Origin of the sequence: Bifidobacterium bifidum ATCC 29521 = JCM 1255 = DSM 20456 (assembly GCF_001025135.1) — a bacterium.
GTDB classification, from domain to species: domain Bacteria; phylum Actinomycetota; class Actinomycetes; order Actinomycetales; family Bifidobacteriaceae; genus Bifidobacterium; species Bifidobacterium bifidum.
This window is the reverse complement of sequence record NZ_AP012323.1, coordinates 588,650-603,628: the sequence shown is the minus strand read 5'-3', so window position 1 is coordinate 603,628 and position 14,979 is coordinate 588,650. Positions and strand designations below refer to the sequence as shown.

Here is a 14,979-nt window from a genome sequence, read left to right as displayed (position 1 = left end):
CCTCCCATAATATGGAATCAACTGACGTTAACACATAAGGCGGGAAACACCATGGATGAGAACGCGATGCGGCAATGGTTCATCGATTGCTTCGGACCGGTGCAGGGCGAAATGGCATGGAACCAGCTTTCGCAGCTGCCCGACGAGATCCGCGAGCAGCTGATGAGCCAGGATATCGGCAAGCTCCCCAAGCCCGAGGAAGTGCAATCGCTCATGCAGGCGTTCACCGCCGGCGGACTGAACACGTTCGGAGATATGAAGCAGACCGTGGAATCCGGGCCGATCAACGTGAAACTCGCCAAGTCCATCGCATTGCAGAAGGCGAACGCCGACGGCTCGCAGGGAACGGTGAGCGCGCAGTCGGCCGACATCGCGCGGCGGGCGCTCAGCGAGGCCAACCTGTGGCTGGACACGGCCTGCACATTCGACCCGACCTCAGGAGAGACGCAGATGCTCACACGGGCCGGCTGGGTCGAGGACACGCTGGAATCGTGGGCGAAATTCGCCGGGCCGGTCGCGCAGTCGATGAACGACGCGCTCGCCTCGGTGATCTCCGAGCGTCTCGGCAACTCGTTCAACGGCGAGATCGCGGGCATGTTTGCCGGACCGGTGCCGATTCCCGTCCCCGATGGCATGAAGGATCCCGGGCAGCTCATCAAGCTGCTGGGCAACACGTCATTCGCCATGCAGCTGGGGCACGCCGCGGGAGACCTGTCGCACGAGGTCAACGGCAGCTTCGACCAGGGCATCGCGCTGCTCAAGAACCCCGCGGGCGGACTGATCATGCAGAACATCGAGGAATACGCGACGTCGCTCGACATCCCCGTCGCGGAGGTGACGGCGTTCCTGGCGCTGCGCGAAGTCGCGCACGCCCGTCTGTTCGCAGGAGTGCCGTGGCTGATGCCGCGGTTCGAGGCGTTGATCGGCAAATACGCGCGTGGCATCACCATCGATCTCGACGCGATGGAGGAGCAGCTTCGCGATGCGGGCGCGATGGATCCGGAGTCGATCTCCGGCGCGGTGAACCTGACCAAGGTGGGCATCCCCGATACGCCCGAGCAGCGTGAGGCGCTGGTCTCGCTGGAGACGCTGATGGCGCTTGTCGAGGGCTGGGTGGATTGCGTGACGTGGCGCGCCGGCATGGCGCACATTCCGCATATCGAGCAGCTTCGTGAGATGATGAGGCGCAAGCGCGCGGTGGGCGGCCCGGCGGAACGCACCTTCGAGTCGCTGCTGGGCATGCAGCTGCGCCCCAAGCGCATGCGCGAGGCGGCGGCCCTCTGGGAGCAGATCACCGCGGAGCGTGGTGTCGAAGGGCGCGACGGCGCCTGGTCCCACCCCGATCTGCTGCCCGCACTGCCCGAGGAGGCCAAGACCGTTGACGCCGGAGCCGCGGGGGACACGGCCTCAGGCGTTACGAGGGCCGGAACGGATGACGGAGCTTCCGTCGCAGGTGACGCGAAGGACGGCACAAAGGACGCCGCGAACGGAGCCGAGGCGCAGAACGATGGCGGCGCCATCGACTGGGACGCCGAACTGAGCAAACTGCTCGGCGAGGACGGCGGCGAAAACGACGAAAACGATTCCGCCAAGTAACGTCACCACACATGTCGCGTGCCCCCGCCAGCGGGGGCACGCGACATGTGCCTTGGGTCAGCTGAGGAAGCGGCTGGGGAGGCGATTGGGACGGGAGCCCTCGTCCTTGGCCCGCGCGTACGACATGTGCAATCCGTCCTCGGCGCGGGTGACGCCGACATACAGCAGCCTCCGCTCCTCCTCCAAAGCCTCGCCCGCAATCGATGCGCCGTAGGGAATCAGCCCCTCCGAGCAACCGACGATGAACACGTACGGGAACTCCAGACCCTTGGACGCGTGAATCGTCGAAACGGTCACCGATGAGGCTGCAGCACTCAATCCCTTGGCCTCCAGCAGGGCCAGACGGCTCTGCGCATCATCCGCGAGCGCCGAGTTCTGCCATCCGGAGTCACGCCTCACCCGGTATCGCAATCCCTCGGCCCGAAGCGCGGCGCAGATCGCGGGCTGCTGCGCGTTGATGCGCGTCAGCACCGCGCAATCGCCGGGATCCACACCGCCGGCGACCAGACGCGCTATCCGCGCGGCGATGCCCCGCGCCTCCTCCTCATCGGTGTCATAGCATGTGTGGCCCACGCGTGGCCCGCCCGAACGCGCCGAACGCAGCACCAGATACTGTTCCCGTTCTGGCGCGGCGGCCAGCACCCGGTTCGCATACCGCACCACCTGCGGCGTCGAGCGGTAATCCGTGTTCAGAGTGACGTCGGCGGTCAGCGGGCGGAACTCGTCCGCGAAATGCAGCAGGTCATAGCTGCTCGCCCCGGCGAACGAGTAGATCGTCTGCGCCGGATCGCCGACCACGCACACGTTGCGGTTGTTTCCGAGCCACAGCGTCATCAGCCGATGCTGCAACGGCGACACGTCCTGATACTCGTCGACCGTCAGCCAGCCAATCGACGAGCGGATCGAGGCGGCCAACTCTTCGTAATCATCCATGACATGGCACACGAGCAGCAGAATGTCATCGAAATCGATCTGTCCGCGGACCGTCTTCTCCCCCTCGTACGCCGTGATGACGTCGGCGAAACGCTGTGGATCGAGCTCCGCCGGCGGCTGACGGTGCGTCGCCGAGCACACGCGCGGATAGTCGTCGGGCGCCACCAGCGACACCTTCGTCCAGTTGATCTCCGCCCTGACGTCACGCACCTGCTGCGCATCGATGTCCGCGGCATTGGTGACCCGTCTGATCGCCCTCTCCACGTTCTCGCGCTGGTCGGAGGTCACGTGCGGCAGCGGCGTCTCGAAGATGTCGTCCCACACACGCCTCAGCTGCTGCAATGCCGCAGAATGGAACGTCGCAGCGGTCACGTCGTCGCCGACCCCCAGCGTCTGCAGCCGCGCGCGCATCTCCGCGGCCGCCTTCACCGAGAACGTCACGGCGAGCACCTTGCGGGCATTCCAATCCCCCCGCGCGCACGCATAGGCGATGCGACGGGTCACCGTGCGGGTCTTGCCCGCTCCGGCCCCCGCGATGATGCGCACCGGGCCGTCCAACGCGGTAACGGCCGACATCTGCGCATCGTCCAGCCCCTCAAGAATCGTCTCGCTCGATGCACTCATATCCTCCATTGTGGCGCATGCCCGGCCGATGCGCTGCCAGCATAGTGGGCAAACCGTGTTTTTCCGCGAGTCATACGGCCAATTGCCTCCCGCGAGGCGCGACATTGTATTAGTGTGGGAGTGTGACTCAACGAAGCAAGCTTATGTTGGCGGCACTCGCCTCGGCGGCGATGCCCAGCATCGTCATGGCCGGCGTGCGAGACAGCGAACGGGCCAACGACACCGACGACGCCGCGGGCATCGATCAGGCCGTGCTGCAGGATGCCGCAGGCAGGATGTATGACATATACGCATGCGACACCGAAGACGGCCGTAAGCGCCTGACCGGGCGCGTGCAGGCCGCCAGGACGCTGGAGCGCGCCAAGGATCCGGGCGGTCTCGGATTCGCCCTGGATACGGTGCTTGCATTCGTTGACGGCAAGGAGAAAAGCACGCTCACCGGCGGCGCGACCGTGATGGTGGCGGCGCACAACGATGGCGTCGCAAGACCCCTCGATCTGCTTACTTTGGATGATTGCGCGGCGATGGGCACGGCCATCGGCGCCATTCACCGGCTGCGGCCGAATTTCCTGCAGGCCGAATCGTATCCGGTATTCTCCACCGGGCAGATTCGCGCCCAGCTGACCGCCTGGATCAAGCGGCTGCGGCAGGCGGGCCATGTGCCGCCGGAAATCACGTCGAGCTGGGGCCGGATCATCGAGACGGAGGGCCTGTGGTCGTTCGTCACCTGCCCGGTGCATGGCGGGTTCTCGGATGGCGACGTGCTGTTTTCCGGCGCGACCATCACCGCGGTGACGAACTGGCAGAACATGCAGGTCAACGATCCGGCACGCGATCTCGCGTGGATTTTCGGCAAGCTTGACGAAGATCACCGCAATGCGGTGCTTGCGGCGTATGGCCGCATGATGGGTTCTCGTCTGGACGATCTGATCATGCTGCGCGCGAACCTGTGGCTGCAAATGGAGCAGGTCGGCGAGTTCATCGATGCGTTGAACCGGGCCGATAGTCAGAAAATCATCCAGTTCAAGGCGCAGGTGGAGCGGCTGGCCCACCAGCTCGGCGCATTCACGCGTAAGACCGCGCCCGCGACGACGTCGGGTGCCCAGTCGTCCAAGCCGCCATCGACCATCACCGTCGGCACGCTGCTCAATGACGCCGACCGGCGCAAGGCCGCGGCCGCGACACAGGCCGGAGCGCGTGTGCCCGACGACATCGCCGACCCGAACGACAACACCGACGAGACCGACCGCACCGGTTCCGCGGACATCAAGGCGGCCGGGGAGTTCGATCCGCAGACCATGGGAATTCGGTACAGCGCTGAGACGGAACATGTCACGGCAACGGCGGGCACGACATCGGAAACGATGACGCTGAGCCGCGGGGACAGCGACGACACGGGCGATGCAGACGCAACAGGCGCCACGGACGATACAGACGACCGCACGCCGAACGCGACGCCGGCCGCCCATATCGAAGACGCCCCGTCCCAAGCAACGCCGGACCGACAGGACGGCGCGTCGGCGGCGCGCGACACCCCGACCATCGTCATCCCGCTGCTCGAACGTGAGGAACGCGCCATGCGCGACGCCCAGTCCGAGCTGCAGTCATCGCAAGGCAAGTAGCCTACAGCGAAAACCGTCACGCACGTCGATGGGAGCAATGCACAATGGCTTTCATCGGCACGCGTGCATGCGACTGAAAGCCCGTGGCGCAAACGGGCGTCGGACACATCATCCACCCAGCGCCTTCAACAGCGCATCATCCCGAGAGGAGCAAACATGGACATCGAATTGGGCATCGCCAATGTGGCGCGACCCGTCACCTTCAGCACCGAGGAGGACGCGGCCAGCGTCACCGAGGCCATCGAATCGGCGCTGTCGGCCGGAACCCCGATCAAGCTGACGGACGACAAGGGCCGTCGCATCATCGTGCCGGCGAACGCGCTCGGATACGCGCTCATCGGCTCCGAGACCAAGCACGCCGTGGGCTTCGGGGCGCTCTGACCGAACGCCGGGCTCAGATGGCTCCCCTCTCCCGCCTTTGTGCGTAGGCGGGAGTCGGCCGGATATACAGTGACGACCGGGAGCGACCGGAGGGTTTGAACGCCCTGCGGCCGCTCCCGGTTTTGTGTTTTCTCTACAGCCGGGGTCGATGGTCGGTGTCAGACCAGCGAAATCGCCCCTCGCCGCACGATCTCGGCCACGGTCTCGTCATCAGTCAGGTTCTCGCCCAGATGGTTCGGCTTGCCGGCGCCATGCCAGTCCGATCCGCCGGTGACCAGCAGCTGATGCGCCTGCGCGATGGCATACAGCCGTTCCCGCTGCTGCGGCGGATTGTCCCGATGCCATACCTCCAGCCCGTCAAGCCCCTCTTCGATCAGCGTCTCGATCTGGCTGTCGGACAGCAGTGTCACGTTGCGATTCACCGCGCCCGGATGCGCGATGATCACCACGCCGCCGGCTGCGGCCACGGCGGCGAGCACCTCGTGCGTGGTCGGGGAGGGCGTGGGGATGTAATACTTCGATGTGGCGCTCACCGCGTCGGCGAACGCCTCGGACCGCGTGCGGTACACGCCCGCGGCGACCAGCGCATCGGCGATGTGCGGACGTCCGATCGTGGTCCGCTCCCCCTCGTGCACCTGCTCCAGCACGGACTGCCAGCTGATCGGATAATCCTCGCCCAGTCGCGCCACCATGGCCTTGGTTCGCTTCAGCCTCGCCTGACGTGTGCGCGCGAACAGGTCCGACGTATGACGGTCGTTGGGATTGTACTGATACGCGAGCATGTGCACCGACACCGGCCCATCGCACGCCGTGATCTCCGTGCCGCGCAGCAGGCGCATGCCCTCCTCGCGCGCCGCGGCCTCGGCATCCGCCCATCCGCTGGTCGTGTCATGGTCGCTGATCGAGGCCCCGTGCAGGCCGATATGGCGGCTCAGTTCGACCAGGGACGCCGGGGTCTGCGTCCCGTCCGAATACACCGTATGGCAGTGGATGTCCCAGCCCGACTTCGGCGGCGCGGCGGCAAGTGCTAAACGAGTCATGTATCCATCGTAAGCTGTGTGCTGTCGGTTATTGCACAAGGCGCGTCATAACCCCGCGAAAAATCAAGAACCACCGTGATATCGCCGCGTTGTCAGCCACCCTCATCACGGTCTCCTCGAACGTAAGGATGATGTATGACTCACAACAGCGATGCAGTCAAACAGGCTGACATCAGCGTCGACGCCGGGCTCACCGGCTGGCGTCATGGCGCGGTCTGGACGTATCTGGTCATGTTGGCCGCCTCCGCGGCGGCATTGTTCGTCTCCCTCATGCTGTCGGCGGAGACGCTGCAGCTCGCTCGCAATCCCGGCGTCAAGCTCGGCTGCGACGTGAATGCCGTGGTCTCCTGCTCGACCGTGGCGGAATCATGGCAGGCGGAGTTCATCAAATTCGCCGGATTGAGCTTCCCGAACGCCTTCTTCGGCATCGCCGCCGAATCCGTGTTCGTCACGATTGCGGTGATAGGCCTGTCCAAGGTCGTCGTGCCGCGCTGGTTCGCGCTTTGCACATGGCTGGGCGGGCTCGCGGCCTTGGCGTACGCCTACTGGCTGTTCATCCAATCGATGTTCGTGATCCGCGCCCTGTGCCCGTGGTGCCTGGGCCTGATGTTCGCCACGACGATCCAGTTCATGGCGCTGTCGCACGCTACGGTGAGCGTGCAGCGGATGCCGGCGAAATCCAACGGCCTGCGCAAGTACTACCGGCTGAATTTCGATCTGATGGTGGACGTGGTCTGGATCATTGCGCTGATCGTGCTGATTATCGTCGTGGATGGGCCGGCGATTTTCGCCTGATACGAAAACGAGGCTCTCAAAACTCGAAGATAGGGAACCGCCATTGTTGGAAAATGGCGGTTCCTTTTTTGTATCTTCGAGTTTTGAGAGCCTCGATCGATCAGATCAACGTCACGTCCGCGACCAGAGTGGCCGAACCGGTGAGCGCGACGGTCTCATCGGTGACGTCCACCCGCACCGTGCCTCCCCGCACGGTGATGTCCCAGTGATCTACGCCGGTTTTGGCGCGCAGCGTGATCGCGGTGGCGCACAGACCGGTGCCGCAGGACAGCGTCTCGCCGCAACCGCGCTCATTGACGCGCATGGTCGCCTCTCCCGTCCCTGCGGCAGCGTCGATCTCGTCGACGCGCACGAACTCCGCGTTCTGGTCGGATTCCAGCACCGGTGAGACCTCCGGCTTGGTCACAAGATCCAGATCCTCGACCCTTGGCAGCGTGGACATCGCGTCTTCGATCACGCAGACCACATGCGGATTGCCCATGTCCACGAACGTGCCGCGGGCGGCTCCCGGCGTGCCGGGAATGGTCACCGTGAAGGCGTCAAGGTCGCCGCGCCGCCATGAGCCCATGTCCACGCGGAACACATCCCTGCCGTATGGCGCCACGTCGCCGAGCGGGCGCAGCGTCTTGACGCCGGCGCGAGTTCCCAGGCGGAACGGCTCCCTCACCTGCGTCGACGCCACGCCGCACCGCTGGGCGAACAGCGTGATCGCCCTCGTGCCGTTGCCGCACATCTCTGCGAGCGATCCGTCGGCGTTGCGATAGTCCATGAACCACTCGGCGTCTCCGTCATCGCACGCCGCGACCTGCGCCTCGCTCAGATCGGCGACGTACCGCGGTTTCGTGAGCCTGAGCAGGCCGTCGGCGCCGATGCCGAAATGCCTGTCGCACAATTGCCGCACCTCATCGGCGGTCGGCTCGAAACGGCCGTCGGAATCCAGATACGCGATGAAATCATTGCCGGTCGCATGCGCCTTGGTGACGCTTTTCGGGATACTCATGACTGCCAGAGTACTCCCAGCCCGCGAATGGGCTGGCCGTCCGATGCATGGCTGCACAGCCGATGCATGGCTGCACGACTGCTGCGCTTGCGGCCGTGCGACGACATCGTGCGCTGCGGCCGCAACGCATGCGCCGGATAACAGTGTGCGATAGTATGGGGGCGTTCGATGACACGGCCTCCCGGCAGGAAGGCTTGGCCGCTAGACGTTGGAAAGGCGATGGGACATGACTTCGACGGCACCGATCGGCGTATTCGATTCCGGCTTGGGCGGTATTTCGGTGGTGCGACAGATCGTGCAGGACATGCCTCACGAGCGGGTCCTGTATTTCGGGGATTCCGCGAACGCGCCATACGGCACGAAGACCCCGCAGGAGGTGCGTCGGCTGAGCTTCGACATCATGGAGAGGTTCATGAGTCAGGGGGTCAAGGCGGTGGTCATCGCCTGCAACACCGCCACATCCGCGGCGGTGAACGCGTTGCGCGACCATTACGACATTCCGATCATCGGCATGGAGCCTGCGCTGAAGGTCGCCTGCGATCGGGGCGACACCGCCGCGGGAGACGGGCCCGCACCTGCACGACACATGCCGCAGCACGTCATCGTCGCGGCCACGCCGCTGACGCTGCGCGAGCACAAGTTCGCCGCACTGATGGACCGTTTCAAGGCGAACAACATGATTTCGCCCCAGCCATGCCCCGATCTGGTGGAAATCGTCGAAAGCGGAAGGCTTTGCGACCATGACCTGGTGATGCGCACCCTGCACCGGTATTTTGACGGCTATGACCTTCCGTCCATCGACTCGGTGGTGCTCGGCTGCACGCATTTCGTGTTCTACCGCGACTACTTCCGTGAGCTGCTGCCGTCGACGACCGCGATTATCGACGGCAATCGCGGAACGGTCCGGCATCTGGGCATGGTTCTGGAATCGTTGGGGAAGCTTGCTCCCGAGGAGATGGACGGCGGCGTCGAGATCGCGAATTCCGATAGCGGCGAACGCATCGCCGCGCTGTCACGAGAACTGCTGCACAGCTAGATCGGGCGCCCCTGGCAGACACCGTGATTGTCCGCATAACGGGCGTACACTTGGACGACACTACGAAAGGGGACGACGATGACGGTGAAGGCGACGGACAACGGTCACAAGGCCACGGCCCACGCGGATACGGGCGCACGGGACGCGGGTGCAGCCGAGACGGTCGAATCGCAACGCACCGACACACAGCGCAGTGATGTATCCGCACAATCGAAACCCTCGTACAGGACGGCGCTGATCGATGTCGGCGGAGGCTTCCGCGCGATATTCGGAGCCGGCGTGATGGACCGCTGCCAGGAGGAAGGCATCACGTTCGACCACTGCTATGGCGTCTCCGCAGGCAGCGCCAACATGGTGTCGTTCCTCGCCGGCCAGCACGGCCGCAACCACAAGTTCTACACCGAATACGCCTTCCGCAAGGAATACGCCAGCTTCGACAGCTATGTCAAGCACCACAATTTCGCGAATCTGGATTACGTATACGGCACGCTGAGCAATCACGACGGCGAATATCCGGTGGATTATGAGGCGTTCGCGGCGAACCCCACCGGGTTCACGGTGATCGCGTGCAATGCGTTGGACGGTTCCGCGAAGTATTTCGACAAGTCCGACGTGCATTACGATGATTTCAACATCATGAAGGCTTCGTCGGCCGTGCCCGTGGCCTGCGAGCCGTATGTGATCGACGGCGTCCCGTATTTCGACGGTGGCATCGTCGATCCGGTCCCCGTGCAGAAGGCCATTGACGACGGATATGACCGCATCGTGCTGGTGCTGACAAGGCCGAAGGACGTGCTGCGCGAGCAGAAGCGCGACATCGCGCCGGCGCGAATCCTCCGGCATTCCTATCCGGCCGCCGCTGAGCGACTGCTGAACCGATACGCCACCTACAACGACGAGGTTGCCTTGGCCAAGGAGTACGAGCGCGACGGCCGCGTGCTCATCCTCGCGCCCGATGACCTGTGCGGGCTTTCGACGCTGAGCAAGTCCTTCGAGGGACTGGAGCTCATGTACCGCAAAGGCTACGCCGCCGCCGGCGCGATCGCCAACTACCTGGCAAACTGAGGCGTGGCGCACACCCCCAATTATCGTGCCGGGTAGGGAAGGCCACTCCTCCCCCACCCGACGAAAGTCCCATTCCGACATGTTCGGATGGGACTTTCGCGGATAATGCCAGCGACTGGAATATCAGCCACTAGCTGCGGAGCCGTTAAGCGGGAAGCCCGGTGGACTTCCCATAGGCGACGCCGAGGCACGACAGTGCCGAGGAAACATGACGGTCTGCCGAAGGCAGTCCTTGGCTACTCCAGTTCCACCGCGCCGGTATAGAGCTGGTAGTACTCCCCACGTTGCGCGATGAGGTCGTCGTGCGAGCCGCGTTCGATGATGTTGCCGTGGTCAAGCACCATGATCACATCGGAGTTGCGCACGGTGGACAGGCGGTGGGCAATGACGAAGACCGTGCGGCCCTTCATCAGGTTGTCCATGCCGGCCTGCACGACCTCCTCGGTGCGGGTGTCGATCGACGACGTGGCCTCGTCGAGGATCAGCGCGGGCGGATCGGCCACGGCGGCGCGGGCGATGGAGATTAGCTGGCGCTGGCCCTGGGACAGGCCGGAGCCGTCGCCTTCGAGCACCGTCTGGTAGCCCTTGGGCAGCATGCGGATGAAGCCGTCCGCGTTCACCAGTCGCGCGGCCTCGATGCATTCCTCATCGGTGGCGTTCAGTCGGCCGTAGCGGATGTTGTCCATCACGGTGCCGGTGAACAGGTTCACGTCCTCAGCACGATGCCCAGCGAGCGGCGCAGATCCGGCTTCTTGATGCCGGCCACGGAGATACCGTCGTAGAGGATCTGGCCCTGCTGGATGTCGTAGAACCGGTTGATGAGGTTGGTCACCGTGGTCTTGCCGGCACCGGTGGCACCGACGAGCGCGATCTTCTGACCGGGCTTGGCGAACCAGGTGATGTCGTGCAACACCGGCTTGTCGGGATTGTAGCCGAAAGTCACGTCGGTGAAGCGCACATCGCCGCGCAGCAACGTGTAGCGGCCGTCCGGCGAGGTAATCGCCTGCTCCTTGGCCTTGACGGCCACTTCGCGCGCGGATCCGTGCAGTTTCTCGGCGGCCTTGAGCGACCTCGTGCCGTCGTCGCCTTCCTCGCGCTTCCACGCCCAGTGGCCGGTCTCGTGGTCGACCTCCCGCATGGTACGGCCGTCCTCGCCGAGCTCGACGTTGACGAGCGTGACGGTGCCGTTGTCGGACTCCACGGGCTCGTCCATCAGCTTGAAGATTCGGGAGGCGCCGGCGAGCGCCATCATCACCATGGTCAGCTGCTGGGAGACCTGGCCGATCGGGTTGATGAACGAACGGGAGAGGGTGAGCAGCGAGACGAGGGTGCCGAGGGTGAGCGGCTTGACGCCGGTCAGGCCGAGATCGTTGACGCCGGCCAGCGAAACGGCTGCGCCGATGATGGCGAGCAGGATGTAGAGCAGGTATCCCATGTTGCCGACCACCGGCATGGTGACGTTGCCCCAGGTGTTCGCTTCGGCGGACGCCTCGAACAGCTCCTCGTTCTTCTCGTCGAAGGTCTTCTGCGTGGCGTCCTCGTGGTTGAAGACCTTGATGACCTTCTGGCCGTTGACGGACTCCTCCACGAAGGCGTTCACGTCGCCGATCCACACCTGCTGCTTGACGAAGTAGCGGCCGGAACGGCTCACGATCTTGCGCACGATGAAGTAGAGCAGCACGGTGAACACGATCACGAACGCGGTGAACGGGATCGAGAGCCACAGCATGGACAGCAGCGCCACCAGCGCGGAGATGATCGAGGAGAACATCTGCGGGAACGACTGCGAGATCGCCTGACGCAGCGTATCGGTGTCGTTGGTGTAGTGGCTCATGATGTCGCCGTGCTCATGGCTGTCGAAGTAGCGGATCGGCAGCTTCTGCTGGTGGGCGAACATGTCGTCGCGGATCTTCTTGAGCGTGCCCTGTTCGACGGTGACGATCAGCCACTGCCAGGCCCAGGACGCCACGATACCGGCCAGGTACAGGCAGCCCATAAGCGAGATGGCGCGCAGCAGCGGCGCCCAGTCGGGATTTGTCTCCCCCACCATCGGCAGGATGTACGTGTCGATGAGGGACTGGAGGAACAGCGCGGATCCGGCCTGCGCGGCGGCGCCGATCAGGATGCAGATCACGATGGCGACGACGCGCCACTTGTATTGGAAGATGTAGCTGAAGATGCGCTTGATGGTGCCAGGTTCGGCTTTGCCCATGCCGGGTTTGCGGTTCTTGAAGCTCTGGTCGTTGCTCATCGCGTCTCTCCTTCCTTGGTCTCGGTCTCAGATTGCGCCCCGGCCGGCTCCGCGGCGACCAGCTCCTCGGGTCGGGCCTGGTTCTTGGTCTGGGACTCGTAGATGGACCGGTATTCGTCGCAGGTGGCGAGCAGCTCGTCGTGCGTGCCGGACGCCATGATGCGGCCGTTGTCCATGACGAGGATCATGTCGGATTCCTCGACGGAGGCGACACGCTGGGCGATGATGATCTTCGTGGTGTCGGGGATCTCGTTGTGGAACGCGTTGCGGATCAGCTTGTCGGTCTTGGTGTCGACGGCGCTGGTCGAATCGTCGAGGATGAGGATCTTCGGCTTCTTCAGCAGCGCGCGGGCGATGCACAGGCGCTGGCGCTGGCCGCCGGAGACGTTGGTGCCTCCCTGCTCGATGTAGGTGTCGTACTTGTCGGGGAATTCCTGCACGAATCCGTCAGCCTGCGCAAGCTGCGCGGCGTGGCGGACCTCCTCGTCGGTGGCGTTCGGGTTGCCCCACCTGAGATTCTCGGCGATGGTGCCGGAGAACAGCACGTTCTTCTGCAGTACCATGGACACCTGGTCGCGCAGGGCTTCCAGATCGTAGTCGCGCACGTCCACGCCGCCGACCTTGAGCGAGCCGGAGCTCACGTCGTACAGTCGCGGCACGAGCTGCACGAGGCTCGACTTGGCGGAACCGGTGCCGCCGACGATGCCGATGGTCATGCCGGAGCGGATCTTCAGGTTGATGTCGTCGAGTACGGGCTTTTCGGAACTGTCGGAGTAGCGGAAGGTGACGTGGTCGAATTCGATGGACCCATCGGCCATGTCAGTCACCGGACTGGCCGGATCAGTCACGGTGCTTTCCTCCTGCAGCACCTGACAGATACGCTCGGCGGAGGCCTGGGAGATAATGACCATGATGAAGATCATCGACAGCATCATCATGGCCATGAGGATCTGCATGGCATAGGTGACCAGTGCGGTCAGGTCGCCGGTGGTCAGGCCCACGGCGGCGTTGTTGCCGGAGGCGACGATCTGCTGCGCGCCCATCCATGCGATGAGGATCATCGAGGCGTAGACGCACACCATCATCAGCGGGCTGTTGAAGCTCATGATGCGCTCGGCCTTGGTGAAGTCCTTGAAGATGCGCTGGGAGATGCGGCCGAACTTGCCCACCTCGAAGGATTCGCGGTTGTAGGATTTCACCACGCGGATGCCCTGCAGGTTCTCGTCGACCACGTTGTTGAGCGCGTCGTAAGTGTGGAACACGCGCTCGAACACGGGGTGCACGAGCACGGCCAGACCGCACAGGCCGATCGCCAGGATCGGGATGCAGGCCAGGAACACCAGCGAGATGGACGGGGAGATGCGGAACGAGAAGATCCAGGCCACAATCACCATGATCGGGGCACGCACGCCCAGACGGATAATCATCATGTAGGCGTTCTGCAGGTTCGTCACGTCGGTGGTCAGTCGGGTCACGATCGAGCCGGTGGAGAACCGGTCGATATTGGTGAAGCTGAAGCCCTGAACCTTCTTGAACTGGTCCTGGCGCAGGTTCTTGGCGAAGCCCGCGCCCGCGATGGCCGCGAACTTGCCGGACAGGAAGCCGGCACCCAGCGAGACCATCGCACAGATCAGCAGGATCACTCCGAACTTGATGGTGGACGGCATGCTGCCGCCGGTGATGCCCTCGTCGATCAGCGAGGCCATGATCGTCGGGATCAGGATTTCCAGGATGCCTTCGACCGCCACGAGCACCGGGGCCAGCAGACTGGCCTTCTTGTACTCGCGGATCGACTTGCCCAGCGTGCGCAGGACATGTTTCGGCTTGTCCGGTTCCACGGCTTTGCGCGCTTGCGCAATCGCTTCTTCGGTGCTGCTCACTTGTTCTCCTCCTTCGTGTTGATGACCTCCGCTTCCGAGTATTCGGGAGCCGCCATTGACGGCGTCTGGGAGGATGTCTGATGTTCAAATTCATGTTGTGCGCGCTCGATGTTGGCACGCATGCGCTCCACGTAGTCATGCAGCGCATCTTGCTCCGTTTGCGTGAAACCGTCGACCAGAAGACGCTCCACACGCTCCCCGTTCGCTTTGAGATCGGCGACGATGGCGTCGGCTTTATCCGTCAGCACAATGCGCTTACATCGTGCGTCGTGCGCCACGGATTCACGGGCAATCAGCCCTTTCTTCTCCATCAGCGCCAGCACGCGGGATGCCGTGGAACGGGTGATGCAGAATTTCTGCTCGATGGTGTGCTGATAGATCTCCCGATCCCGATTGCGCGCCAGGAACATGATGATATGCGCGTTGCCGCCGGTGGTCTCCTTGGCGGAGAGCGGCATGCTTTCGCCCAAATAACGGTCGACGGCCTTACTCACCGCCCGTATTTCAATGCTGAGAATACGTTGCTCCATACCCCTCCATACCATGTCTGTCGATGCGAAAATCGCATTCCGATCATTCAGGCAACACAACATGATAATGCATACCATATACAACAGTTGCATATACAACAATCGGCGTGTTGAACAATTTCTCCCACCCGTCGATAGTCCGATTCCAGCGTCCGCAAATGGGACTTTCGCGGGAATATAGGGTAATCGACAGCGAGAGAGCGGCTAACAGGCATAGCAAAGGGGT

The 14,979-nt window shown here is 63.6% G+C and carries 11 protein-coding genes and 1 pseudogene; 6 read left to right on the top strand and 6 right to left on the bottom strand.

Annotated elements, in window-relative coordinates; genetic code table 11:
- Positions 1 to 51 precede the first annotated feature (51 nt).
- Positions 52 to 1,596 (top strand): zinc-dependent metalloprotease, encoded by a 1,545-nt coding sequence (locus BBBF_RS02355; protein WP_021648426.1) that lies wholly within the window; start codon positions 52 to 54, stop codon positions 1,594 to 1,596.
- Between the two features lie 57 nt (positions 1,597 to 1,653).
- Here BBBF_RS02355 and BBBF_RS02350 read toward each other — a convergent pair whose 3' ends face one another.
- Positions 1,654 to 3,153 (bottom strand): ATP-dependent helicase, encoded by a 1,500-nt coding sequence (locus BBBF_RS02350; RefSeq protein WP_080665115.1) that lies wholly within the window; start codon positions 3,151 to 3,153, stop codon positions 1,654 to 1,656.
- Between the two features lie 143 nt (positions 3,154 to 3,296).
- Between BBBF_RS02350 and BBBF_RS02345 the strand changes: the two genes are divergently transcribed.
- On the top strand, positions 3,297 to 4,775 hold the full coding sequence (locus tag BBBF_RS02345; protein ID WP_021648423.1) for a phosphotransferase: 1,479 nt from the start codon (positions 3,297 to 3,299) through the stop codon (positions 4,773 to 4,775).
- A gap of 156 nt (positions 4,776 to 4,931) precedes the next feature.
- Positions 4,932 to 5,156: a DUF3107 domain-containing protein gene (locus tag BBBF_RS02340; protein ID WP_003821409.1), complete on the top strand. Its 225-nt coding sequence runs from the start codon at positions 4,932 to 4,934 to the stop codon at positions 5,154 to 5,156.
- A gap of 158 nt (positions 5,157 to 5,314) precedes the next feature.
- On the opposite strand, the gene BBBF_RS02335 is transcribed toward BBBF_RS02340, so the two are convergent.
- Positions 5,315 to 6,196 carry a PHP domain-containing protein gene (locus tag BBBF_RS02335; RefSeq protein ID WP_003821411.1) on the bottom strand — a complete coding sequence of 294 codons (882 nt, stop codon included), beginning with the start codon at positions 6,194 to 6,196 and terminating at the stop codon, positions 5,315 to 5,317.
- A gap of 135 nt (positions 6,197 to 6,331) precedes the next feature.
- On the opposite strand from BBBF_RS02335, the gene BBBF_RS02330 reads away from it, so the two are divergent.
- Positions 6,332 to 6,991: a vitamin K epoxide reductase family protein gene (locus BBBF_RS02330; RefSeq protein ID WP_003821413.1), complete on the top strand. Its 660-nt coding sequence runs from the start codon at positions 6,332 to 6,334 to the stop codon at positions 6,989 to 6,991.
- Between the two features lie 100 nt (positions 6,992 to 7,091).
- Here BBBF_RS02330 and dapF read toward each other — a convergent pair whose 3' ends face one another.
- The gene (dapF, locus tag BBBF_RS02325; protein ID WP_021648422.1) at positions 7,092 to 7,991 is read right to left on the bottom strand and encodes a diaminopimelate epimerase; all 900 of its coding nucleotides are present in this window, start codon (positions 7,989 to 7,991) and stop codon (positions 7,092 to 7,094) included.
- Between the two features lie 226 nt (positions 7,992 to 8,217).
- On the opposite strand from dapF, the gene murI reads away from it, so the two are divergent.
- Together murI and BBBF_RS02315 are read left to right on the top strand one after the other, a co-directional pair.
- Positions 8,218 to 9,027, top strand: coding sequence for a glutamate racemase (gene murI, locus BBBF_RS02320; RefSeq protein WP_003812126.1), 810 nt, complete (start codon positions 8,218 to 8,220; stop codon positions 9,025 to 9,027).
- 78 nt (positions 9,028 to 9,105) lie between these two features.
- Positions 9,106 to 10,092 carry a patatin-like phospholipase family protein gene (locus BBBF_RS02315; protein WP_021648421.1) on the top strand — a complete coding sequence of 329 codons (987 nt, stop codon included), beginning with the start codon at positions 9,106 to 9,108 and terminating at the stop codon, positions 10,090 to 10,092.
- Between the two features lie 236 nt (positions 10,093 to 10,328).
- On the opposite strand, the pseudogene BBBF_RS02310 reads toward BBBF_RS02315, so the two are convergent.
- The 3 genes and pseudogenes from BBBF_RS02310 to BBBF_RS02300 form a co-directional block, all read right to left on the bottom strand.
- Positions 10,329 to 12,343: pseudogene (locus tag BBBF_RS02310) on the bottom strand (ABC transporter ATP-binding protein).
- Positions 12,340 to 14,223: an ABC transporter ATP-binding protein gene (locus BBBF_RS02305; protein ID WP_021648418.1), complete on the bottom strand. Its 1,884-nt coding sequence runs from the start codon at positions 14,221 to 14,223 to the stop codon at positions 12,340 to 12,342. The pseudogene BBBF_RS02310 and the gene BBBF_RS02305 overlap by 4 nt, the downstream one beginning before the upstream one ends.
- Entirely contained in the window at positions 14,220 to 14,753 is a 534-nt protein-coding gene (locus BBBF_RS02300; RefSeq protein ID WP_033509485.1) for a MarR family winged helix-turn-helix transcriptional regulator, read from the bottom strand. Before BBBF_RS02300 ends, BBBF_RS02305 begins: the two co-directional genes overlap by 4 nt.
- Positions 14,754 to 14,979 lie beyond the last annotated feature (226 nt).